The sequence below is a fragment of the Cupriavidus sp. CER-90 genome (genome assembly GCF_057652055.1).
Window position 1 is genome coordinate 2,599,513 of sequence record NZ_JBYGYM010000002.1, and the last position, 21,729, is coordinate 2,621,241.

Below are 21,729 nucleotides of genomic sequence, written 5' to 3' on the forward strand. Positions count from 1 at the left end.
TTCGGCAGTCGGATTCAGTGTGCGGCGGCAGTGTCGTCACGGGCCCAATCGCGGGCCCGGTCCACGGCGCGGTGCCAGCGGGCGATGCGGTGGTCGCGTTCGTCGGCCGACAGCTTCGGCTCGAAACGCTGTTCCACCTGCCACTGGCCGGTGATTTCCTCGGGATCGGTCCAGTAGCCGGTGGCCAGTCCGGCCAGGTAGGCGGCGCCCAGCGCGGTGGTCTCGGTCACGCGGGGCCGCACGACCGGCGTGCCAAGCAGGTCGGCCTGCATCTGCATCAGCAGGTCGCTGCGCGATGCGCCACCGTCGACCCGCAGTTCGGCCAGCGAGATGCCGGCGTCCTTCTGCATGGCGTCGAGCACGTCCACGCTCTGCAGGGCAATCGACTCCAGCGCGGCGCGCGCGATATGCGGGCCGCCGGTGCCGCGCGTGATGCCCACCATCGTGCCGCGCGCGAAGGGGTCCCAGTGCGGCGCGCCCAGGCCGGCGAACGCCGGTACCAGCACCACGCCGCCGGTGTCTTCGCACTGGCGCGCCAGCGGGTCCACCTCGGGGGCGCTGTGGATCAGCCTGAGCCCGTCGCGCAGCCACTGGATCGTGGCGCCGCCCATGAACACGCCGCCTTCCAGGCAGTACTGGGTGTCCTGGCCGATCTGCCAGCCGATGGTGGTGATCAGGCGGTTGCGCGACGTCACGGGCTTGTCGCCGGTATTCATCAGGATGAAGCAGCCGGTGCCGTAGGTGTTCTTGGCCATGCCGGGGCGCAGGCAGGCCTGGCCGAACGTGGCCGCCTGCTGGTCGCCGGCGATCCCGGCGATGGGCACCTCCACGCCGAACAGGCGCGTCGCGGTGCGCGCCACCTCGCCGCTGGACGGCGCGACGTCGGGCAGCAGGCTGCGCGGGATATCGAGGATGCCCAGCAGTTCGTCGTCCCAGCGGAAATCGTGGATGTTGAACAGCAGCGTGCGCGACGCGTTGGACACATCGGTCACATGCCGCTGGCCGTCGGTCAGTTGCCAGATCAGCCAGCTGTCCACCGTGCCGAACGCCAGTTCGCCCCGCTCGGCACGTTCGCGCGCGCCGTCGTAGTTGTCCAGCATCCAGCGCAGCTTGGTGCCCGAGAAGTAGGCGTCGATGATCAGGCCGGTCTTCTGCTGGAAGGTATCGCCATGGCCGGCCGCCTGCAGGTCCTCGCACATCGGCGCGGTGCGGCGGTCCTGCCAGACCAGCGCGCGGCCCACGGGCTCGCCGGTCTTGCGGTCCCACAGCACCGTGGTCTCGCGCTGGTTGGTGATGCCGATGGCGCGCAGCTGCGAGCCGCTGACATTGGCGTCGCCCAGCACCTCGTGGGCCACGGCCAGTTGCGACTGCCAGATTTCGTAGGGGTCGTGCTCGACGTGCCCGGGATGCGGATAATATTGCCGGAATTCGCGCTGGGCGATCCGCACCACATTGCCGGCGTGATCGAACAGGATGGCGCGCGAGCTGCTGGTGCCCTGGTCCAGGGCCAGAACGTACTGCGGCGCTTGCGTGGAATGCGTGGGTGTCATGCGGTCCATCCGTAACGGTGAATGTGTTTGCCCATGTCCGATATCGTTAGCGTTGTCATTACCGGCGTTGCCGCGCGCAGCCCCTTCGATCCCGCCGCGCACCTGCGGCTGCTGGTGGACGGCGTGCAGGTGGGCTGGCTGCCCCGGCGCCATGCCGGCATCCTTCGCGCGATGGGCGATGTGCTGGGGCCCGAGCAGGGGGAGGGCGCCGTGACGCTGCTGCCCGGCTGCGCCACGGTGGCGGCGCGCACCGCCGCGCTGGCCACGCTGGCCCGGCAACTGGCCGATGCGGGCCACGTGCGCGGCTGGCGCAACGAGCTGTTTGCCGTCACGCCAGCGCTCGACGCGGCGCCGTTCGCGGTGATCGAGCGGGCTGCGGCCCGTTTCCTCGGGCTGCTGACCTTTGCGTCGCACATGAATGGCATCGTGGCCGGGCAGCGGGCGCTGTGGATCTCGCGTCGCAGCCCGTCCAAGGCGGTCGATCCCGGCATGTGGGACAACCTCGTGGCCGGCGGCATGCCGGCGGGCAGTGATCCGCTGGAGACGCTGGTGCGCGAATGCGACGAGGAATCGGGCATTCCGCCCGCGCTGGCCAGCCAGGCCGAGGCCCACGGCGTGATCGATGTGCTGCGCGAAATCCCCGAAGGCGTGCAGTGGGAACGCGTGTATGTATACGACCTGGTGCTGCCGCCGGACTTCGTGCCGCATAACCGCGATGGCGAAGTGGCCGAGCATCGCCATATCGACCCGGCGGCATTGCTTGCTATCATGGCGGCCCGTGCCATGACCGTCGATGCCACGCTGGTGACGCTGGATGCCCTCCGCAGACGCGGCTGGGCTGCCGTCCAGCCCTGAACACCACGCATCGCGGCCCAGGCTTGCCTAACCCCGATTTGCCCAAGATGAGCACCACCGGATTTATTCTGACGCTTTCCTGCCCGGACCAGCCGGGCATCGTGCATGCCGTTTCCGGCCTGCTGTTCCAGCACGGCTGCAATATTGTCGATTCTGACCAGTACGGCGATGCGTTCACCGGCCGGTTCTTCATGCGCGTGCATTTCAACACGTCCGCCGGCGGCCCGGATCTGGCCGAACTGCGGTCCGCCTTCGCGCCCGTGGGCGACCAGTTCGGCATGCAGTGGGAAGTGTTCGACGCCACCGTGAAGCCGCGCGTGATGATCATGGTGTCGAAGATCGGCCACTGCCTGAACGACCTGCTGTTCCGGGCCAAGGTGGGCGGCCTGCCGGTCGAGATTGCCGCGATCGTGTCGAACCATCGCGACTTCTATCAGCTGGCCGCGTCGTACGACGTGCCGTTCTTCCACCTGCCGCTGATGAACGCGTCGGCCGAGCAGAAGGCCGCGCAGGAAGCGCGCGTCTTTGAAGTGGTGCGCGACCAGAACATCGACCTCGTGGTGCTGGCGCGCTACATGCAGGTGCTGTCGGACGACCTGTGCCGCAAGCTGCAAGGCCGCGCCATCAACATCCACCACTCGTTCCTGCCCAGCTTCAAGGGCGCCAAGCCTTACTACCAGGCGCACGATCGCGGCGTGAAGCTGATCGGCGCGACCGCGCACTACGTGACGGCCGACCTGGACGAAGGCCCGATCATCGAGCAGGAAATCGAGCGCGTGGATCACAGCATGGACCCCGAGCAGCTGACCGCCGTCGGCCGCGACGTCGAATGCGTGGCCCTGGCCCGTGCGGTCAAGTGGCACGCCGAGCATCGTATTTTGCTGAACGGCCACAAGACGGTCGTCTTCAAGTAAAAAACACGGAAAACCGCGATGGTTTTCTGCCCTCTCCCGCCTGCGGGAGAGGGGTGCAACGGGCGCAACGGGCGCAATGCCCGATCATTCCTGATCCGCGACCACACATTTCACTCCGCTTTCCGCCAGCATCGTGTCGAACGGCGCGCGTAGCGGTTCGTCCGTAAACAGCCGGTCGATACTGGTCAGGGGCGCCAGCTCCACCATGGCGCGGCGGTTGAACTTGCTGGCATCCGCGGCTAGCCATATCTCGCGCGAATGTTCCATGATCGTGCGCGCCACCTTGACTTCCCGAAAATCGTAGTCGCGCAGCGTGCCGTCGGTCTCGATGCCCGAGATGCCGATCAGGCCGATATCCACCTTGAACTGCCGGATGAATTCCACCGTGGCCTCGCCGATGATGCCGCGGTCGCGCGAGCGCAGCACCCCGCCTGCCACGATGACCTCGCAGTCGGGGTTGTCGGCCAGGATATGGGCCACGTGCAGGTTGTTGGTGATGACGCGCAGACCCCGGTGATGGATCAGTGCGCGTGCCACTTCTTCCACCGTCGTGCCGATGTTCAGGATCAGCGAACAACCCTCGGGCACCGCCGCGGCCACGGCGCGCGCAATGCGCACCTTGCCCTCGGCGTTGAGCGCCTGCCGCTGCCGGTAGGCGATGTTCTCGGTGGTCGATCCCTCCATGCGCACCCCGCCATGAAAGCGGGCCAGCATGCCGTTTTCGGCCAGCAGGTTCACGTCGCGCCGCACGGTCTGCAAGGTCACGCCGAACTTGCGCGCGAGTTCGTCGATGGAGGCAAAGCCCTGGCTGCGGACTTCCTCGAGAAGAGCGGTCTGGCGGGGATTAAGCGTCATGCCCGGCATTCTAGTTCAAACAGAAACGAAAACAAATGACGCACCGCAGTATTGTTTTATGTTCGTTTTTGAGCTAAAACGAGCGGGTTGACTTGAAAAGTGCGTCTTTGCCGCGGTTTTCGGAGTGGCTGAGCAAGCACAGGAACATTGGAGACTGGATGCAGCTGAGCCTGGAAGGCATTGCGCAGCAAGTGGGATCGCAAGCCTATCTTTACCCGATGACGCTGGCCCCCGTGCCGGGCGCCGTGACCATCCTGCTGGGGACCACCCAGGCTGGCAAGACGTCGCTGATGCGGGTCATGGCCGGGCTCGACAAGCCCACGGCCGGCCGTGTGCGCGTGGACGGCGTGGACGTGACCGGCGTGCCGGTGCGCGAACGCAACGTGTCGATGGTGTACCAGCAGTTCATCAACTACCCGTCGCTGACCGTCTTCGACAACATTGCGTCGCCGCTGCGGCTGCGCCGCGACAGCCGCGAGGCGATCGCCGACCGCGTGCGCAGCCTGGCGGGCCGCCTGCATATCGAACATCTGCTGGACCGCTACCCGTCGGAACTGTCCGGCGGCCAGCAGCAGCGCGTGGCCCTGGCGCGTGCCCTGGCCAAGAATGCGCCGCTGATGCTGCTGGACGAGCCGCTGGTCAACCTGGACTACAAGCTGCGCGAGGAATTGCGCGAAGAGCTGACCCACCTGTTCGCGCAAGGCGACGCCACCGTGATCTACGCCACCACGGAGCCCGCCGAGGCGCTGCTGCTGGGCGGTCACACCGCCGTGCTCGATGCCGGCGAACTGTTGCAATACGGCCCGACGCCCGAAGTCTTCCACTATCCGGCCTCGCTGCGGGTGGCGCGCGCATTCAGCGACCCGCCGATGAACCTGGTGGAAGGCGTGCTGGAGGGCGGCCGCGTGACACTGCCCGGCGGGATCGTGATCCCGCTGCCCGATGTGAATGCCCCGGGCGGCCCGGTGACGGTGGGCGTACGCGCCGCCGCGCTGCGCCTGAAGGCGGTGCCGGGGGCGGTGGAAGTGCCGGGCAAGGTAGCGCTGGCCGAGCTGTCGGGCTCCGATACATTCGTGCACATCGACACGGCCGCCGGCAACCTGGTGGCGCAGTTTGCCGGCGTGCTGGACCTGCAGCTCGGGGTGCCGCTGTCGTTCCATGTCGAACCGGCCCAGCTCTATCTGTTCAACGCCGCCGGCGACCGCATCCACGCGCCGCGCCGCCCGGGCGCCCTGGCCGATGTGGTCAGCACGCCCGTCACCGAGTCGGGGGCCTGACATGGCGCGCATCGATCTCGAACTCGCCCACTCGTACGTGGCCGACCCGCGGAAGGACGAAGACTACGCGCTGCTGCCGTTGAACTTCACGTTCGAGGACGGCGGCGCCTATGCGCTGCTCGGTCCGTCCGGCTGTGGCAAGACCACGCTGCTGAACTGCATCTCGGGGCTGCTGCGTCCGTCGCAGGGCACCATCCGCTTCGACGGCAACGATGTGACCGACGCGTCACCGCAGGCCCGGAACATCGCGCAGGTGTTCCAGTTCCCGGTGATCTACGACACGATGACGGTCGGCGAGAACCTTGCCTTCCCGCTGCGCAACCGGGGCGTGCCCGCCGCGCAGGTCAGGGAGCGGGTCGGCAAAGTGGCCGAAATGCTAGACCTGTCGGCCTCGCTCGACCGCCGCGCCAGCGGGCTGGCCGCCGATGCCAAGCAGAAGATCTCGCTGGGGCGCGGGCTGGTGCGCCAGGACGTGTCGGCCATTCTGTTCGACGAGCCGCTGACCGTGATCGATCCGCATCTGAAATGGCAACTGCGGCGCAAGCTCAAGGAAATCCATCATGAATTCCGGCTGACGCTGATCTACGTGACGCACGACCAGACCGAGGCGCTGACCTTTGCCGACCAGGTGGTGGTGATGTCGCGCGGCAAGGCCGTGCAGGTAGGGTCGGCGGACGCGCTGTTCGAGCGGCCCGCGCACACCTTCGTGGGGCACTTCATCGGCTCGCCGGGCATGAACTTCCTGCCCGGGCAGTGGCGCGACGGTGCGGTGGAAGTGGCAGGGCGCCGCTACCTGCCCGAGTTGCCGCCCCAGACGCTGTCGGCACTGCAGGCCGCCGGCAGCTTCAAGATCGGCGTGCGGCCCGAATACCTGCAACTGGCGCCCGAGGGCGACCCGCAGGCCATGCCGGTGCGGGTGGCGCGGGCGCAGGACATCGGCACCTACTGGCTGATGACCTCGACGGTCGATCATGGCGAAGCTGCCACGATCCGGGCCCGCCTGGGCACCGAGGCCGCCGCGCTGCGGCCCGGCGATACCGCGTGGCTGTCGGTGTTCAACCGCCATACCTGCTTCTACATCAACGAGGAACTGGTCCCATGAAGCCCGTCAACCAGAAAGCCTGGCTGCTGGTCCTGCCCGTGGTGATCTGCGTGGCGTTCTCGGCCATCCTGCCGCTGATGACCATCGTCAACTACTCGGTGCAGGACATCATCTCGCCCGAACGCCGCGTGTTCGTGGGCACCGAATGGTTCGCCACGGTGCTGCGCGACGCCGAGCTGCACGATGCGCTGCTGCGCCAGCTTGGCTTTTCGCTGGCGGTGCTGTGCGTGGAGATCCCGCTCGGCATCCTGCTGGCGCTGGCCATGCCGGCCAAGGGCTGGCAGGCGTCGGCCGTGCTGGTCATCATCGCGCTGTCGCTGCTGATTCCGTGGAACGTGGTGGGCACGATCTGGCAGATCTTTGGCCGGACCGACATTGGCCTGCTGGGGGCGGCGCTCGATGGCATGGGATTCGACTATAACTACACCGGCAGTGCGCTGGATGCCTGGGTGACGGTGCTGGTGATGGACGTCTGGCACTGGACGCCGCTGGTGGCGCTGCTGTGCTACGCGGGCCTGCGCGCGATTCCCGATGCCTACTACCAGGCGGCGCAGATCGACGGGGCGTCGCGTTTCGCGGTGTTCCGCTTCATCCAGCTGCCCAAGCTGCGCGGCGTGCTGATGATCGCCGTCCTGCTGCGCTTCATGGACAGCTTCATGATCTACACCGAACCGTTCGTGCTGACCGGCGGCGGCCCCGGCAACGCCACCACATTCCTGTCGCAGTACCTGACGCAGAAGGCCGTGGGGCAGTTCGACCTGGGCCCGGCCGCCGCGTTTTCGATCGTCTACTTCCTGATCATCCTGCTGACCTGTTTCGTGCTCTATAACTGGATGCAGCGCGCCGGCACGGCCGGCACCGAGGAGGTCCCCAATGGCTGATCGCAAGCTTCCCGGCCAGCGTCCGGGCTGGTGGCGTCCGGTCTTCCTGACGCTGTACCTGCTGTTCGCCATCGTCCCGATCTACTGGATGGTGAACATGTCGTTCAAGACCAACGAGGAGATCGTGTCGTCGCTGTCGCTGTGGCCGGCGGCGGTCACGCTGGAACACTATGTGACGATCTTCACCGATGCGTCGTGGTATTCCGGCTATATCAATTCGCTGATCTACGTGCTGCTGAACACGGTGATCTCGATCTCCGTGGCGCTGCCGGCGGCCTATGCGTTCTCGCGCTACCAGTTCATCGGCGACAAGCACGTGTTCTTCTGGCTGCTGACCAACCGCATGACCCCGCCAGCGGTGTTCCTGCTGCCATTTTTTCAGCTTTATACGACGATCGGGCTGATGGACACCCACCTGGGCGTGGCGCTGGCCCATCTGGTATTCAACGTGCCGCTGGCGGTGTGGATCCTGGAAGGCTTCATGTCCGGCGTGCCGCGCGAGATCGACGAGACCGCCTATGTGGATGGCTATTCGTTCCCGCGCTTCTTCCTGACGATCTTCCTGCCGCTGATCAAGGCCGGCGTGGGCGTGGCCGCGTTCTTCTGCTTCATGTTCAGCTGGGTGGAACTGCTGCTGGCGCGCACGCTGACATCGGTCAATGCCAAGCCGATCGTGGCGACGATGACGCGCACGGTATCGGCGTCGGGCATGGATTGGGGCGTGCTGGCCGCGGCCGGCGTGCTGACCATCGTGCCGGGCGCCATCGTGATCTGGTTCGTCCGGCACTACATCGCGAAGGGATTCGCGATGGGCCGCGTGTAAGGAGTCGGCGATGCTGAGCTGGATGGTATGGACGACCCCGGTGGCGGTATTTTTTACCCTGGTGGTGGTGATGCTGATCGGCATGACGATCTGGGAGGTGCGCGCGCCGACCGTGGAGCGCAAGGGTTTCCTGCCGATCGCCACCACCCGGGGCGACCGCCTGTTTATCGGGCTGATGTGCGCCGCGTGGATCAACCTGGCCTGGGTAGGCCTGGGCGAGAAGATGCAAGGCTGGTTCCAGCTGGCGGAAGCGCCGTCGGTGTGGATCAGCGCGGCCATTTCGGCCGTGGTGCTGGTGATCGTCATGCGCCGGGGCTAAAGGCGCCTGGAAGGTGGCCACAGGGGTTTCGACTGGTATTGCTGTGCATGGGCTGCGAGATCTTGTCCCCTTCCCCGGGGCCGCAACCCTGTGACAGAACCGGGGAAGGGTACCTGAGGAGACAACGAATGAAAGAGCGCGTGAAGTTGGGGATGTCGGCCCTGGCCTTTGCGGCCGCACTGACATGCGGGCATGCCGCCTGGGCCGACGAGGCCGCGGCAAAGAAGTGGATCGACAGCGAATTCCAGCCGTCGTCGCTGGCCAAGGACAAGCAGCAGGCCGAAATGAAGTGGTTCATCGACGCCGCCGCCAAGCTCAAGGCCAAGGGCGTGACGCAGATCAATGTGGTGTCCGAGACGATCACCACGCACGAGTACGAATCGAAGACGCTGGCCAAGGCCTTCGAGGAAATCACCGGCATCAAGGTCAACCATGACCTGATCCAGGAAGGCGACGTCGTCGAGAAGCTGCAGACGTCGATGCAGTCCGGCAAGTCGATCTACGACGGCTGGATTTCGGATTCCGACCTGATCGGCACGCACTACCGGTACGGCGCCATCCTGCCGCTGTCCGACTACATGAACGGCGCCGGCAAGGAGTTCACCAACCCCGGCATCGACGTCAAGGACTTCATCGGCACCAAGTTCACCACGGCGCCGGACGGCAAGCTCTACCAGCTGCCCGACCAGCAGTTTGCCAACCTGTACTGGTTCCGCGCCGACTGGTTCGCGCGCAAGGACCTGCAGGACAAGTTCAAGGCCAAGTACGGCTATGACCTGGGCGTGCCGACCAACTGGTCGGCCTACGAGGACATCGCCAACTTCTTCACCAACGACGTGAAGGAGCTGGACGGCAAGAAGGTCTTCGGCCACATGGATTACGGCAAGAAGGACCCGTCGCTGGGCTGGCGTTTTACCGATGCCTGGCTGTCGATGGCCGGTTCGGCCGACAAGGGCCTGCCCAACGGCATGCCCGTGGACGAGTGGGGCATCCGCGTGGCCGACGACAAGTGCACGCCGGTGGGCGCGTCGGTGTCGCGCGGCGGCGCCACCAACAGCCCGGCGGCCGTCTACGCGCTGACCAAGTACATCGACTGGATGAAGAAGTACGCCCCGCCGCAGGCCATGGGCATGACGTTCTCCGAGGCCGGCCCGGTGCCGGCCCAGGGCCAGGTGGCCCAGCAGATCTTCTGGTACACGGCCTTCACCGCCGACATGACCAAGAAGGGCCTGCCGGTGGTCAACGCCGACGGATCGCCGAAGTGGCGCATGGCGCCCTCGCCATACGGCCCGTACTGGAAGCAGGGCATGCAGAACGGCTACCAGGACGTGGGCTCGTGGACGTTCTTCAAGAACACCGACCCGAACCGCCTGGCCGCGGCGTGGCTCTACGCCCAGTTCGTGACCTCCAAGACGGTGTCGCTGAAGAAGTCGCTGACGGGCCTGACCTTTATCCGCGACAGCGACATCCACCACGAGTACCTGACCAAGAACGCGGCCAAGTACGGTGGCCTGATCGAGTTCTACCGCAGCCCGGCCCGCGTGGCCTGGACGCCGACCGGCAACAACGTGCCCGACTATCCGAAGCTGGCCCAGCTCTGGTGGAAGAACGTGGCAACGGCGGTGACGGGCGAGAAGACGCCGCAGGCCGCCATGGACAACCTGGCCGAGGAAATGGACCAGGTGATGGGCCGGCTGCAGCGCGCGGGCATGGCCCAGTGCGCGCCGAAGCTGAATCCGAAGAGCGATCCGTCGAAGTGGCTGTCGTCGGAGCATGCGCCGTGGAAGAAGCTCGATAACGAAAAGCCGAAGGGCGAAACCATCGCCTACGACAAGCTGCTGCAGGCGTGGAAGGAAGGGCGAGTCCGCTGATCCTTCTCTGAACGGGGTGTTCAGTCTGCAGTGTGAAGCGGTGGCGCGTGTTGCGTCACCGCTTCATTTTTTTGTGGATCTGTTAAGGATTGGAACATTGCTGTTGCAGTCGGGGTTGAGGGGTGGACTGTGGAGGTGGACTGCCTAGAATCGCTCGCGGGTCTTGATAAACGAGGAGCGATATGGATTTGTCGGATCATTTCGAACGCCCCAGGCTGGCCGCGGATATCGCGCAGAAGCTGTTGCATGGGCCGGCCAGCAAGGTCATCGCGCTGATCGGATCGCGTGGCATCGGCAAGAGCACGTTCCTGCGGCAGGAGGTGGCGCCTGCCATCCGCAGGCTTGGCGGCCTGGTGGTGATGGCGGATCTGTGGGGCGAGACAGACAGGGACCCGGCCGACGTGGTGGTCGGTGCGGTCCAGAACGCGCTGGATGCCAACGAGAGCATCGCCGCCAGATTCGCGCAGGCGGTGGGGCTGAAGGGGGTCGGATTCGGCAGCCTGTCGCTGGCCTTCGGTCACGGCGAGACACCCGAGAAGCGCGGGGGTCTGTGGGTCTACCGCTCGATGGAGGCGTTGTCGGCCAGGATGCGTCGTCCGATCATCCTGATCATCGACGAAGCGCAGCAGATGCTGGCAACCGAGCGTGGGGACAGCATGCTGTACACGCTGAAAGCCACGCGGGACCTGCTCAACAACGAGCGGGGACTGTATGGCGTACGGACCGTGTTCACGGGCTCCGACCGTACGAAGCTGCTGATGATGCTGGGCGGGCGGCACACGATGTACAGCGCATCGCAGTTTGCGTTTCCGGAACTCGGCGCCGACTTCCTGCAGTGGGTACGGCGCAAGTATGAACTGCCGCCCTCGGCCGACGATGCGCTGCTCGAACGGATGTTCCAGCGCGCGGAAAGTCGCCCCGAAGTCCTGATGGACGCCGCGTTGCGGGTGGCGCTCTACGGCCAGTTCCAGGGGGTGAGCGTCAGGCACGCATTCGAACGCGCCGTAGACCTCCGCCTGGCCAAGGTTCACCAGCCTTTCCTGAAAGCCATGGATCCGCTGGACCCGATCGACGATGCGGTGCTGCGCGTGGTGGCCGCCACGCCGTCCACGATTGCCGGGTTCGACACCCGGACGATGGGGCTGTACCGGACGGTCGTGCAGGAACTGGACCCTGACTGGAGCCGGGCGCCGGAGCGGCGCGATATCGAACAGTCCTTGAAGCGGCTGACTGCGCTGAAACTGATGTGGGGCTCGGTACTGGGCATCCATATGCTCGCGGACCCGACGCTGGCAGGCGCCATGCGGCGGGCGGGGCTGCTCGATATCGTGCCCGCGATGCCGGGCGGGCGACGGTCGGACGGCGACGAGGACCTGGACCCGTTCATCGTGCCGACGTCCGGGGCCGGGCTTCAGACGTCCGAGGATGCGTCCTCCGGCCACCTGGCCCCCGTCGACGCATAGCAGGCCTTGCCATGCCGCTTGGCATCGTACAGCGCCATGTCGGCGCGCATGAACAGTTCGCTGACCGACGTGCCCTGGTCCGGGCGATGCATCGCGCTGCCCACGCTGGCCGTGGACACCAGCCGGTGCCCGTCGATATCGAACGGCCGCATCGCTGCATGCACCACCGTCTGGGCAATCCGTTCGACCGTATTGGGATGGCCTACGTTGTCGAGCACGATGGCGAATTCGTCGCCGCCAATCCGCGCCACGGCGTCGCCGGCCCGCACGCAGGCGCGCAGGCGTTCCGCGAAGGCAACCAGCAACTGGTCGCCGATCGGGTGCCCGTAGTTGTCGTTGACGGCCTTGAAGTCGTCGAGGTCCACCAGCAGCAGCGCGGTGCGGTAGCCACCCGCGTCGGCGCGGGCCATGGTTTCCTGCAGGCGGCGGTCGAAACCCTTGCGGTTGAGCAGGCCGGTCAGGTGATCGGACAGTGTCTGGGCTTCCAGCGAGCGCAGCTTCTGGCGTTCGCCGGTGATGTCGCGGGCGAACATGTGCAGCCCGGTGACGGCGTCCTTCGTATCGTTCCAGGCCGGCTGGAAGGTCATTTCCCAGGCCCGGCCTTCGGCGTCCTCGCGGCTGTAGGTAACGGGCTCGCCCGCGCAGGCCTGTTCCAGGTACGGCTTGTTGGCGACGTACTCGGGCGTGCCCCAGAGCTCGCGCAGCGAGAGGCCCGTGATCTGGCTGGCCGGCAAGCCGAAATGGCATGCGTAGGCCTGGTTGACGAACACGAATCGCTCGCCGGCATCGACGAAGGCCACCAGATCCGGAACATGGTTGGCGATGGCCTCCAGGCGCTTCTCGCTGGCCGCTGCCTTGCTGTTGGCGGCCTTGAGTGCGGCTTCCCGCTCGATCAGCTGGGTCATGACCTCCGAGAACGCCCCGGCCAGTTCGCCGATTTCGTCGTCGCGGCGCACGGGCAGTTCTGCCATGGCGGCGGGCTGTTCGCAAAGACGTCGCACGGTCCGGTGCAGGCGCTCCAGCGGCGCCAGCAGGTGCCGGATCACGGCCCACATCAGAATCGCGGCCGCCAGCAACGTCACGATGCCCAGGATGACGGCCCGCTGGCGCACTTCGACCAGCGGTGCGTAGGCTTCGGCGGCGGGCAGGACCGAGATGACTTCCCAGCCATTCGACTCCAGCAGGAAGCGGGCTACCACGGGCTGCTCCGGCCAGATCGACTCCAGTGTCGATTCGGGGGCTTCGGCGCCGCAGGATTCGCCAACCGCCTGCGCAGGGGTCAGAACCTTTGCCGCATCGGGATGCATCGCGTAGCGCGGATTCGGCCCGGCCGACACCAGACAGTAAAAACCGGTGACCCCTACGCGGTGATGCGCCAGTTCGCCCAGAAAGTTTTCTGCCGACAGGTTCAGCACGCCGCCCACCACACCCCGCAACTGGCCATGGCTGTCGTGCAACGGCACGGCCAGGATGACGCCGGGGGCGCTCGAGTGCTTGCCTTGCAGCAGGTCGGAGACGGCAAAGTCCGCGCCGTTGACGATGGCCTTGAAGTAATCGCGATCGCCTACGGTCATCTTGACGCTATCGGGCACGGCGGTGCTGAAGACGAGCGTGCCATCGGTCGCGGCCAGGAAGGTGGCATTGAAGTGCGCGGGCATGTCGACCGTGTCGATGGCCATCTGGCGCAGTTGGCCGGCGGGACGATCGAGGACGGGCGCGAGCGTGCGCGCGAGCCGTCGCAAAACGATAGCGCGCGACTCGAGCTTCTCGTCGAGTTGATCGGCGACCAGCTTGACCAGGGTGTCCTGCTGGGCCTGAACGACTTCCTTCAGGCGTGTGTATGCGTAGACCTGGGAAAACCCAACCCGCACGACAAATACCAGCGTAACAACCGTCGCGGCCGCGATTGCCATTCGATACTTCAATGAGTGCCGCATGAATCTCTTTTTGTTCTGCGCACTGACCCGTTCTCCGGCTGCCTGGGCTTCCATGCAACGACCCTGCCCATTTCTTGAACGCATCTTGACGATGCAACGTTGGCAACCCGGTCAGAGCGTAGCAGAACTGCTGTTTTTTTCGGTGAGAGCAGCGATGGAAACACGTGCGGCTTCCCACATGGGGTGGCGTATGCGCCGCTTCGGGGTGGCGGCGCGACAACGGGACGGCCCCATTAGCTTCACGGGCACGTAGCCAGTGCCTCGGCGAGCCAGTCGATGACGGGCCGGAATCGCGATGCCCCCCGGAACTCCGGCGGATAGGCGAGCCAGATTTCGCGGAAGACCTCGGGGACCTCCCGGACAAGCGCCAGGCCGGGCTCGCCGGCAGCCAGGTAGTGGGGCAGCAATGCCACGCCGAGGCCTGCGCGCACGCCTTCGCGCACGGCCACGAAGCTGTTGGACTGGAACGAGAAGCGCCGTCCCTGCTCCTGTGGCCAAGCGACTTCAGGCAGTGAGAAGCCTTCGTCGAGCAGCCCGCACAGCGGTGTGTCGCGCGACTCCGCCACGGCGGCGGACATGACGGCCGGCGCATAGAGCCCGAACTGGACCGTGCCGGCGCGCTGCGCGATCAGCGAGTCTTCCTGCGGCCGAGCCAGGCGTACCGCAATATGCGCGCGGCGCCGGGCCAGGCTGGTGACACGGTTATCCACCTCGAGCCGCACTTCCACGTCGGGATTGCGCACGTAGAAGGCGGGCAGGCGTGGCGTCAGGAAATGGCTGCCGAGCGAGGCGGTCGCGGCGACCCGCACCACGCCCGACACGCCCGCGCTTGAGCCTTCGATCTCGCGCAGCAGACGGTCGGCGGATTGTTCCATCTCGCGCGCGGCGGCCAGCGCGTTGCGTCCGGCGGCAGTCAGTACGAACGTCCCGTCCGTGCGCGTGGCCACGGGTTTGCCGAGCGCGGTTTCGAGCCGCCGGATGCGCCGGATGGCGGTGGCATGCGTGATATCGAGTTCACGGGCGCATGCCGAATAGCTGCCGACCCGCATCAGCGTGGACAGGGTCAGCAGGTCATCCCAGGTGATTGTGCTTTTTTGCACAGTATGTGTGATCTCGTGGCTAATTGGCGTACAGCTTACCGGCCTCTACGATGCCTGCATAGCCACTTTTTACTGTACGGAGACCGTCATGACCGCAACGCCTGCCGCCAAGCCTTTCACCCTGCTCGATGCCGCCGGTGCCAGCCGCCAGCCGTCCGCGTGGTCGGACGCCGTGCTGGTGCTGGTCGATCACCAGCGCGAATACGTCGATGGAAAGCTGCCGCTGACCGGCATGCCGGAAGCCGTGGCCGAGTGCGCCGCGCTGCTTGCGCAGGCGCGCCAGCACGGCACGCCGGTCATCCATGTGGTTCACCACGGCAAGCCTGGCGGTGCGTTCGACCCGACCGGCCCGTTCGCGGCCATCATCGAGGGTCTGACCCCCGCCGAAGGCGAGCAGACGGTCATCAAGAATCTGCCAAACAGCTTTGCGGGCACCAATCTGGCCGCGCTGCTTGGCGCGCTCGGCCGCAAGGAACTGATCGTGGCGGGCTTTCAGACCCATATGTGCATCAGCGCGACCGTGCGGTCCGCGCTCGATCATGGCTATCGCGTCACGCTGGTCGCAGCGGGCTGTGCCACGCGCGATCTGCCCGATCCGCTTGGCGGCGACCCGTTGCGCGCCGCAGAACTGCACCGCGTGACACTGGCCGCGCTGAACGACAGGTTTGCGACGATCGTGGCGGATGCTTCGGCGTTGACGCACTGACGTCGATCGACCGCCGTGCGGCTGGCTGGGGGCGGGTGGCGAAATTGTGATGTGTTCAATTCATTACATTTGCGTCACGCGCTGGGGCTGGCGGTCTGGGGCATACTAGCGCCTTTCCAACGCGGCCAATCCGGCCGCGTTTGCTCAAACAAGCCGCCCCCGCATGAAGCGCATCCTGCTTATCAAGATCACCTCGCTTGGCGACATGGTGCATACCCTGCCGCTGTTGTACGACCTGCGCCGTGCCTATCCGGACGCCAAAATCGACTGGATTGCCGACGCGTCGTGCGCGGATATTCCGAGCTGGGCGGTCGGCGTTGACCGTGTCATCGCGCCGCCTCTGCGCCAGTTCAAGAAGAATGGCCGCAAATGGCGCGACCTGCGCGGCATCATCGGCGCACTGATGTCGCTGCGCCGCGAACGCTATGACGTGGCCATCGACGTTCACGGCGTTTACAAGAGTGCCATCGCCGCCCGGCTGGCACGGACCCCGCGGCGCCTTGGCTATGCCGCCGAATTTCTCGGCGAAGCAAAGGCCGTGTTCGCCTACACCGAGATTTTTGGTCCGCACGGCGATGCCAACTGCCGCCAGAAGATGCGCATGGTGGTGGCCAACGCGCTGGGATACGACATCGAGCCGCACGAAACCGCCGAACTTCGGGTGCCGGCACCGGCCACGCCGCTGAACGCCGATGGCGTGCCACGTGCGCTGCTGTTCCACGCGACGTCGCTCGACATCAAGAAGTGGCCGCAGGCCAATTGGGTCGAGATCGGGCACCAGCTGGCCCGGCGCGGCTATCGCGTGCAGCTGCCATGGGGCTCGCCGAAGGAGCAGCAGGAAGCCCAGGCGCTGGCCGCGGCCATCCCCGGCGCCGAGGTGCTGCCGCGCATGTCGATCACCGAGTGCGCGCAGCGCGTCGATGCCGCCGCTCTGGTCGTCGGCATGGACACCGGCTTCGTGCATCTGGCCGATGCGCTGGGCAAGCCGACCGTCATGCTGTTCACCGCGACGTCGCGGCCGCATTTTGGCGTGAACAAGCCTGGACAGTCGGTGTCGGTCGGCGATAACGGCGCGCCGCCGTCGGTCGACGAGGTGCTGCGCGCCATCGATCACGTCACGCATGCAAGCCCGGCGCCGGCGGGCGTGCCGGCTCACGCGGCCGGCAGCGCATCGGCGTAACGCCAGTACTCGAAGTCCACGATCGTCGTATTGCCGTTCGCAGTCACCACGTCGAGCATGAACGGCTGGCGGCGGATCAGCATGGAGGCCAGGTAGCGCGACGCCCGGGTGAGTCCCGGCGGCGGGGCCACGGATTCGCCGTGACGCATCGCCAGCCGCAGGATATGCACCGGCACGAATCGCTGCGGATCGTCCATGCGCGCCAGGGCCGCGGCCCGGTAAAGCAGCGATGACTGCGCCAGGCGGGCAAAACGGGTGCGCAACTGGGCCAGCGTGCCGGTCGCCAGTGTGGCGCCGGTGCCGGTCAGGCCCACGGCGGTCACGCCGCGCACGTTAGCGCGCCAGAGCCCACCCACCACCACCAGCGGGTCGCGCTTTTCGGGCGGCGGCAGGTTCGACAGGTCTTCCGCCACCGAAAACATGTCGCCATTGAGATCGTAGAGATGGCTGCGCAGCCCAAAACGGCGGTGGTAGCCGATGATGCAGTCGAGGTCATCGTCGAGGATGGGGCGCGCGTCGCGCGGCAGATAGCGAGGCCTGACTTCGAACAGACCGGCCGACGCGGCATAGCGGCCCGTCCAGGTTTTCAGCGCGGCAGCGTCGGATTCGGCGCCGGTCTCGGCATGGGCGGGTGTCAGTTCCAGCGACATCGTCTTCAAGGCTTGGCGTTGGGGGAGAGCTCTCAACGCTACTTGCCGTGCCGCTCGACGTCGTTAGGACATTTCTAATTGTGGGCGCGGAATTTTCTCGTCCTGCCAGCGAGTTGACGCAACGCAAATGCCCTCATGGCGAGGGCATCAGTGAATGCCCCCCCCTTGCACAAGGCGCACCGGCTCCGCGTCGATGCGCAGCAGCAGCGCGGTCAGGCCATCGAGCGGCTGGCGCTGGCCGGCACCCCGGCCGCCCGGCGCGCCCTGCGCCGGCTGTCCCGCCGTGCAAACCAGGCTGGCGTCGCTCCAGCCATTGCCCCCGGGGGCAGCCTGCGCGCGCAGCCAGCCGTTGCGGTCGGCCAGCCACGTGGTGCCGGGCAACCGTGCTGGATCGACCCCCGCGATCCGCGCGAACACGGGCCAGGCCTGCGCGGACGCGGCCACGCAACCGGCGCGGAAATCCGGAATCGTGGCTGGCGGGCGGCCGTCGGGCGTGACCAGCAACGTGAGAAAGCGTGGATCGTCGAGCGGTAACGTGGCAGGCGCGCCGTCGAACGCCACGACGCGCACCCGCTGGCGCCCGCGCCAGTCGTCCAGCGCACGCGGCGGCGCCGCGCCGCAGCGCACCGTCACATCGGGCAGTCGCAGCGGCACCGGCCAACTGCCTTGCGTAGAGCCGCCGGTGCCGGCGGCCAGCGTCTTGAGGTAGTCGATCACGGCCCATGCCTGGGTATCATCAAGCTGATCGCCGAAGGCCGGCATTGTCGTGTGCCCATTGCCGTCGCGCATGCCGGCCACGATGTGCCAGAACAGTTCGCCTTCGGCGCGCCGGCCCAGCAGCGGACTCAGGAAGGTCGGCGGCCAGCGTGACAGCGTGGCCGCCTGCGGACCTTCGCCCCGGCCATCGGTGCCATGGCACGCCACGCAATGCTGCGCGTAGACCTGCGCGCCAGTGGCGATGGCATCCACGGCGAATCGGGTCGGGCTCTGGTGAAAGCTGGTCGGGGCCGCGGGCGTGACGAGCAGCACCGGCGAAGGCCAGGGCGCCGCCACCAGCGCCAGCGCGCCGATCCCCAGCCACACCATGCGCCGCCGGCGCCAGCCCAGCGCCACGACCAGGCAGGTCAGCGCCAGCACGATGGCCAGCACCGACAGGCCCAGCTGGCGCGCCAGCCCCAGATCGATCAGCAGGGTGTCCCCGGCAATGCGGTGCGACCAGGGCCACGCCGGCTGGCCGTGCAGATCGCCAGACCAGCCCAGCGCGTGCCAGAGTTGCCACAGCGCGAGCTGGACTTCCTGTACCAGGCGCAGCAGCGCATCGAGCCACGCCGGCGGTGGCGGGGCGCTCATGCGGCGCCCCGGACGACGGACTTACCAGCTGGCATCGAGACCCAGATGGCGCAGTGCTTCGTGCCGCAGCGCGGTCAGCCGCGGATCGCCGCGATGGCGGGGATAGGGCAGGTCGACGTGGATCTCGGCCGTGATGCGCGCCGGCCGCTGGCTGAACACGATCACGCGTTGCGCCAGGAACAGCGCCTCTTCCACATCGTGCGTGACGAGCAGGGCGGAAAAGCCCGCGCGTTGCCACAGTTCGACCAGGTCGCTCTGCATCGCCAGGCGCGTCAGCGAATCGAGCTTGCCAAGCGGTTCGTCGAGGACAAGCAGCCGGGGGTCGTTGACCAGCGCGCGGGCCAGTGCCACGCGCTGGGCCATGCCGCCCGACAGCTGATGCGGAAACGCGCGGGCGAAGGCTTCGAGCCCCACGCGCTTGAGCGCCGCATCGACGCGATGGCCTTCGCGGCGCAGCAGGCCGCGCGCCTGCAGGCCCAGCGCCACGTTGTCGCGCACGCGGCGCCAAGGGTAGAGCGTGGGGTCCTGGAAGACGACGATGCGCGAGGGGTCGGGGCGGTCGATCGGCGTGTCGTCCTGCAGGATCTGGCCCTGCGAGGGACTGTCGAGGCCCGCCACCAGCCGCAGCAGCGTGGACTTGCCGCAGCCGCTGGGACCGAGCAGCGCGACGAACTCGCCGGGCGCCACCTTCAGGTTGACGCTGTCGAGCACCGGCAGCTGCGTGTCGCCATCGCCAAAGGCATGGCTGACGGCGCGGATATCGATGCGGGCGCCACGCGAGGATTCGGATGCGGCCACTACCATTTGACGGTTCCTTTCTGCCACGACAGCGCGCGGTCGCGCACGGCAAACAGCAATGTGATGACGCCCGAGAACAGCAGGGCCATGACGATCAGCGCCGCGTACATGTTCACGTACGAGGCCCAGCCCTGCGCCCAGGTCAGATACCAGCCCAGCCCCGACTTCACGCCCATCATCTCGGCCGTGACCAGCACCGAGAACGACGCGCCGAGCCCCATGAACAGCCCCACGAAGACCTGGGGCAGCGCCGCCGGGATGGCCACGCGCAGCACCAGGAACGCCTCTGACGCGCCCATCGTACGGGCCACGTCGTAGTAGCTCTTGTTGACGCTGGCCACGCCGGACCAGGTCAGCACCGCCACCGGAAAGGCAGTGGCCAGCGCGATCAGGAAGACGGCCGCCGAATAGCTCGACGGGAAGAAATAGAACGTCAGCGGCAGCAGCGCGGTGGAGGGCAACGGCCCCAGCACACGCAGCACCGGATGCACCCAGTAGCCGATGCGGCGCGACCATCCGATCGACACGCCGATCAGGAAGCCCACCACACCGCCGTAGGCCACGCCGAAGCCGAGCAGCTTCAGCGTGTTCAGCGCGCTGTCGCCCAGCCGGCGCCAGTCGTCGATGTAGACCTCGATCAGCGCCTGCGGGGGCGCAAAGAAGGGCGTGGGCAGCAGCGCCGTTTTCGCGGTCAGGATTTCCCAGCCCGCCAAGACCAGCGGCAGGGCCACCAGCCACGGGCCGGCATGGCGTATCGCCTGGCGCAGGCGGCGCAGCGGACCCGCGTAGCCGCCCGCCACGGCCACCGCCAGCAGCGCGGCGGCCGCCACGAGTACCGCGATGCCGAGTTCGTCGGTATAGGCCCAGTCCGAAAAGCCGGCCACCTTGTTCGGCCAGCGCCAGGTGAGCGCGCCGAAGGCGCCCCACGCCAGCGCGGCGACGATGCCGGTGGGCCAGACACCGGCTGGCGTGCCGGTCGATTTGGACGGTTTGGCCGGTCGGGCCGGTTTGGCCGATCCGTCCAGCGGCAGCGTGGCGTCAAGCGTTTGTTGCGGCGTAGCCATGTGGGCGCTCCCGGGTTAGCCGAGGACGTTGGCGTAGACGTGCTGCGCCAGCTTCTTCGTGTCGGTCGATTTCTTGAGCACGCCAATGCGCTGGAAATCGCCGGCATAGAACGCGATTTCCTCCTGCAGGTCCACGCCGGTCGGGTGATGGGTGTAGGTCAGCGACGCATAGAGCTTGCGCAGGTCGTCGGTACTGATCTTGGGCGAGTATTTGGCAAAGACCTTGGCCGCCTCGTTGGGGTTCTCGTTGACGTAGTCGGTGGCCTGCACGATCGACCGGGCCAGCGCGGACGCGGCCGGCCGGTCGTTGCGGACCAGTTCGCCACGGGCGCCGATCACGCAGCAGACCTTGCGCGCATACTCGCCGGTCAGGTTGGTGGCCAGTTCCACATAGGCGCCGTTGGTGCGCTTTTCCAGCAGGTAGAGGTTGGGATCGCCGTCGGCAATCGCCTGGATCTCGCCCTTGTCCACGGCCACGCCAAGCAGGTCGGCCGGGTACTGGCGCCAGGTGATGTCGCGGTCCGGGTCGATGCCGTTCTTGGCCAGCAGGATCGTGAAGAAGTGCTTGCCCGGCGCGGCCAGGTCGCTGACGCCGACGGTCTTGCCCTTGAGCGCCTGCAGGTTCGTCACGCCGGCGGCCTTGGCGCCCACCAGCCGCACGCAGCCGCCATGCGAGCTGCCGATGATCTTGACGTCGAAGCCTGCTTCCAGCGGCTTGAGCCAGCGGTGGATCATGCCCACGGCGGCGTCGGCCTTGCCGGTGGCGATCGATTCCAGCAGCTGGTCGGTGGACCCGCTGTAGTTGATCAGGTCCACCTGCAGCCCGTTTTTCTCGAAGAAGCCCTTTTCCTGGGCCACCACGATCGGTGTCAGGCAGAACGAATTCTGGTTCCACGCAAAGGTCAGCTTGCGCGGTGCGGACCACGCCTGGCGGCCCAGGATCAGGGCCGGCGCGGCGATGGCTGCGGTGCCGGCGAGCCGCAGGACGCTGCGGCGGCGTGCATCAGGCTGGAAGGTGTTCTGGCTCATGGTTT

The 21,729-nt window shown here is 66.8% G+C and carries 20 protein-coding genes; 11 read left to right on the forward strand and 9 right to left on the reverse strand.

Translation table 11 applies throughout. The annotated features are described in order from the left end of the window. Positions 1–14: 14 nt before the first annotated feature. On the reverse strand, positions 15–1,550 hold the full coding sequence (gene glpK, locus AC24R4_RS22555) for a glycerol kinase GlpK (protein ID WP_487523638.1): 1,536 nt from the start codon (positions 1,548–1,550) through the stop codon (positions 15–17). Between the two features lie 33 nt (positions 1,551–1,583). Between glpK and AC24R4_RS22560 the strand changes: the two genes are divergently transcribed. After that, a complete protein-coding gene (locus AC24R4_RS22560; protein ID WP_400392821.1) occupies positions 1,584–2,405 on the forward strand; it encodes an NUDIX hydrolase in 822 nt (273 codons plus the stop codon). A gap of 47 nt (positions 2,406–2,452) precedes the next feature. After that, positions 2,453–3,319: a formyltetrahydrofolate deformylase gene (gene purU / locus AC24R4_RS22565; protein ID WP_400392823.1), complete on the forward strand. Its 867-nt coding sequence runs from the start codon at positions 2,453–2,455 to the stop codon at positions 3,317–3,319. An 84-nt stretch (positions 3,320–3,403) separates the two neighbouring features. Here purU and AC24R4_RS22570 read toward each other — a convergent pair whose 3' ends face one another. Continuing rightward, positions 3,404–4,174: a DeoR/GlpR family DNA-binding transcription regulator gene (locus tag AC24R4_RS22570; RefSeq protein ID WP_194946428.1), complete on the reverse strand. Its 771-nt coding sequence runs from the start codon at positions 4,172–4,174 to the stop codon at positions 3,404–3,406. A 158-nt stretch (positions 4,175–4,332) separates the two neighbouring features. Between AC24R4_RS22570 and AC24R4_RS22575 the strand changes: the two genes are divergently transcribed. From AC24R4_RS22575 to AC24R4_RS22605, 7 genes are all read left to right on the forward strand, one after another. Beyond that, positions 4,333–5,451, forward strand: coding sequence for an ABC transporter ATP-binding protein (locus AC24R4_RS22575; RefSeq protein WP_400392825.1), 1,119 nt, complete (start codon positions 4,333–4,335; stop codon positions 5,449–5,451). A gap of 1 nt (position 5,452) precedes the next feature. Continuing rightward, complete coding sequence (locus AC24R4_RS22580) at positions 5,453–6,553, forward strand: ABC transporter ATP-binding protein (RefSeq protein WP_400392827.1); 1,101 nt, start codon at positions 5,453–5,455, stop codon at positions 6,551–6,553. Beyond that, positions 6,550–7,434 (forward strand): carbohydrate ABC transporter permease, encoded by an 885-nt coding sequence (locus AC24R4_RS22585; RefSeq protein ID WP_400392829.1) that lies wholly within the window; start codon positions 6,550–6,552, stop codon positions 7,432–7,434. Before AC24R4_RS22580 ends, AC24R4_RS22585 begins: the two co-directional genes overlap by 4 nt. Beyond that, positions 7,427–8,257 carry a carbohydrate ABC transporter permease gene (locus tag AC24R4_RS22590; RefSeq protein WP_153945369.1) on the forward strand — a complete coding sequence of 277 codons (831 nt, stop codon included), beginning with the start codon at positions 7,427–7,429 and terminating at the stop codon, positions 8,255–8,257. Before AC24R4_RS22585 ends, AC24R4_RS22590 begins: the two co-directional genes overlap by 8 nt. A gap of 10 nt (positions 8,258–8,267) precedes the next feature. Next, entirely contained in the window at positions 8,268–8,576 is a 309-nt protein-coding gene (locus AC24R4_RS22595) for a DUF2160 domain-containing protein (RefSeq protein WP_153945368.1), read from the forward strand. A gap of 140 nt (positions 8,577–8,716) precedes the next feature. Beyond that, entirely contained in the window at positions 8,717–10,447 is a 1,731-nt protein-coding gene (locus AC24R4_RS22600) for an ABC transporter substrate-binding protein (protein WP_249641110.1), read from the forward strand. A 182-nt stretch (positions 10,448–10,629) separates the two neighbouring features. Then, complete coding sequence (locus AC24R4_RS22605; protein WP_487523639.1) at positions 10,630–11,910, forward strand: AAA family ATPase; 1,281 nt, start codon at positions 10,630–10,632, stop codon at positions 11,908–11,910. On the opposite strand, the gene AC24R4_RS22610 is transcribed toward AC24R4_RS22605, so the two are convergent. Continuing rightward, a complete protein-coding gene (locus AC24R4_RS22610; RefSeq protein ID WP_487523640.1) occupies positions 11,859–13,823 on the reverse strand; it encodes a sensor domain-containing diguanylate cyclase in 1,965 nt (654 codons plus the stop codon). The genes AC24R4_RS22605 and AC24R4_RS22610 overlap by 52 nt on opposite strands. Positions 13,824–14,086: 263 nt before the next feature. Then, positions 14,087–14,947, reverse strand: a complete 861-nt coding sequence (locus AC24R4_RS22615; protein WP_400396176.1) for a LysR family transcriptional regulator — start codon at positions 14,945–14,947, stop codon at positions 14,087–14,089. A gap of 88 nt (positions 14,948–15,035) precedes the next feature. Here AC24R4_RS22615 and AC24R4_RS22620 point away from each other — a divergent pair, with 88 nt between their 5' ends. After that, on the forward strand, positions 15,036–15,653 hold the full coding sequence (locus AC24R4_RS22620) for a cysteine hydrolase family protein (protein ID WP_400396177.1): 618 nt from the start codon (positions 15,036–15,038) through the stop codon (positions 15,651–15,653). Between the two features lie 163 nt (positions 15,654–15,816). After that, positions 15,817–16,833, forward strand: a complete 1,017-nt coding sequence (gene waaC / locus AC24R4_RS22625) for a lipopolysaccharide heptosyltransferase I (RefSeq protein ID WP_400396179.1) — start codon at positions 15,817–15,819, stop codon at positions 16,831–16,833. On the opposite strand, the gene AC24R4_RS22630 is transcribed toward waaC, so the two are convergent. The 5 genes from AC24R4_RS22630 to AC24R4_RS22650 form a co-directional block, all read right to left on the reverse strand. Continuing rightward, positions 16,806–17,483 carry a hypothetical protein gene (locus AC24R4_RS22630; RefSeq protein WP_487523974.1) on the reverse strand — a complete coding sequence of 226 codons (678 nt, stop codon included), beginning with the start codon at positions 17,481–17,483 and terminating at the stop codon, positions 16,806–16,808. The two genes, waaC and AC24R4_RS22630, sit on opposite strands and share 28 nt — an antisense overlap. Before the next feature lie 147 nt (positions 17,484–17,630). Continuing rightward, complete coding sequence (locus AC24R4_RS22635; RefSeq protein ID WP_487523641.1) at positions 17,631–18,833, reverse strand: c-type cytochrome; 1,203 nt, start codon at positions 18,831–18,833, stop codon at positions 17,631–17,633. 21 nt (positions 18,834–18,854) lie between these two features. Then, positions 18,855–19,637: an ABC transporter ATP-binding protein gene (locus tag AC24R4_RS22640; protein ID WP_400394060.1), complete on the reverse strand. Its 783-nt coding sequence runs from the start codon at positions 19,635–19,637 to the stop codon at positions 18,855–18,857. Beyond that, complete coding sequence (locus AC24R4_RS22645; RefSeq protein ID WP_400394062.1) at positions 19,631–20,695, reverse strand: ABC transporter permease; 1,065 nt, start codon at positions 20,693–20,695, stop codon at positions 19,631–19,633. Before AC24R4_RS22645 ends, AC24R4_RS22640 begins: the two co-directional genes overlap by 7 nt. A 15-nt stretch (positions 20,696–20,710) precedes the next feature. Continuing rightward, positions 20,711–21,724: an ABC transporter substrate-binding protein gene (locus AC24R4_RS22650; RefSeq protein WP_400394064.1), complete on the reverse strand. Its 1,014-nt coding sequence runs from the start codon at positions 21,722–21,724 to the stop codon at positions 20,711–20,713. Between the last annotated feature and the right edge of the window lie 5 nt (positions 21,725–21,729).

What these genes read in the sequence shown, in the direction of transcription:
- AC24R4_RS22560 (WP_400392821.1), top strand. Translation starts at nt 1,584, where the DNA reads ATGTCCGATATCGTTAGCGTTGTCATTACCGGCGTTGCCGCGCGCAGC.
- AC24R4_RS22580 (WP_400392827.1), top strand. Translation starts at nt 5,453, where the DNA reads ATGGCGCGCATCGATCTCGAACTCGCCCACTCGTACGTGGCCGACCCG.
- waaC (WP_400396179.1), top strand. Translation starts at nt 15,817, where the DNA reads ATGAAGCGCATCCTGCTTATCAAGATCACCTCGCTTGGCGACATGGTG.
- AC24R4_RS22610 (WP_487523640.1), bottom strand. Translation starts at nt 13,823, where the DNA reads ATGGCAATCGCGGCCGCGACGGTTGTTACGCTGGTATTTGTCGTGCGG.
- AC24R4_RS22645 (WP_400394062.1), bottom strand. Translation starts at nt 20,695, where the DNA reads ATGGCTACGCCGCAACAAACGCTTGACGCCACGCTGCCGCTGGACGGA.
- AC24R4_RS22595 (WP_153945368.1), top strand. Translation starts at nt 8,268, where the DNA reads ATGCTGAGCTGGATGGTATGGACGACCCCGGTGGCGGTATTTTTTACC.
- AC24R4_RS22620 (WP_400396177.1), top strand. Translation starts at nt 15,036, where the DNA reads ATGACCGCAACGCCTGCCGCCAAGCCTTTCACCCTGCTCGATGCCGCC.
- AC24R4_RS22650 (WP_400394064.1), bottom strand. Translation starts at nt 21,724, where the DNA reads ATGAGCCAGAACACCTTCCAGCCTGATGCACGCCGCCGCAGCGTCCTG.
- AC24R4_RS22630 (WP_487523974.1), bottom strand. Translation starts at nt 17,483, where the DNA reads ATGTCGCTGGAACTGACACCCGCCCATGCCGAGACCGGCGCCGAATCC.
- purU (WP_400392823.1), top strand. Translation starts at nt 2,453, where the DNA reads ATGAGCACCACCGGATTTATTCTGACGCTTTCCTGCCCGGACCAGCCG.
- AC24R4_RS22640 (WP_400394060.1), bottom strand. Translation starts at nt 19,637, where the DNA reads ATGGTAGTGGCCGCATCCGAATCCTCGCGTGGCGCCCGCATCGATATC.
- AC24R4_RS22590 (WP_153945369.1), top strand. Translation starts at nt 7,427, where the DNA reads ATGGCTGATCGCAAGCTTCCCGGCCAGCGTCCGGGCTGGTGGCGTCCG.
- AC24R4_RS22575 (WP_400392825.1), top strand. Translation starts at nt 4,333, where the DNA reads ATGCAGCTGAGCCTGGAAGGCATTGCGCAGCAAGTGGGATCGCAAGCC.
- AC24R4_RS22605 (WP_487523639.1), top strand. Translation starts at nt 10,630, where the DNA reads ATGGATTTGTCGGATCATTTCGAACGCCCCAGGCTGGCCGCGGATATC.
- AC24R4_RS22585 (WP_400392829.1), top strand. Translation starts at nt 6,550, where the DNA reads ATGAAGCCCGTCAACCAGAAAGCCTGGCTGCTGGTCCTGCCCGTGGTG.
- glpK (WP_487523638.1), bottom strand. Translation starts at nt 1,550, where the DNA reads ATGACACCCACGCATTCCACGCAAGCGCCGCAGTACGTTCTGGCCCTG.
- AC24R4_RS22570 (WP_194946428.1), bottom strand. Translation starts at nt 4,174, where the DNA reads ATGACGCTTAATCCCCGCCAGACCGCTCTTCTCGAGGAAGTCCGCAGC.
- AC24R4_RS22635 (WP_487523641.1), bottom strand. Translation starts at nt 18,833, where the DNA reads ATGAGCGCCCCGCCACCGCCGGCGTGGCTCGATGCGCTGCTGCGCCTG.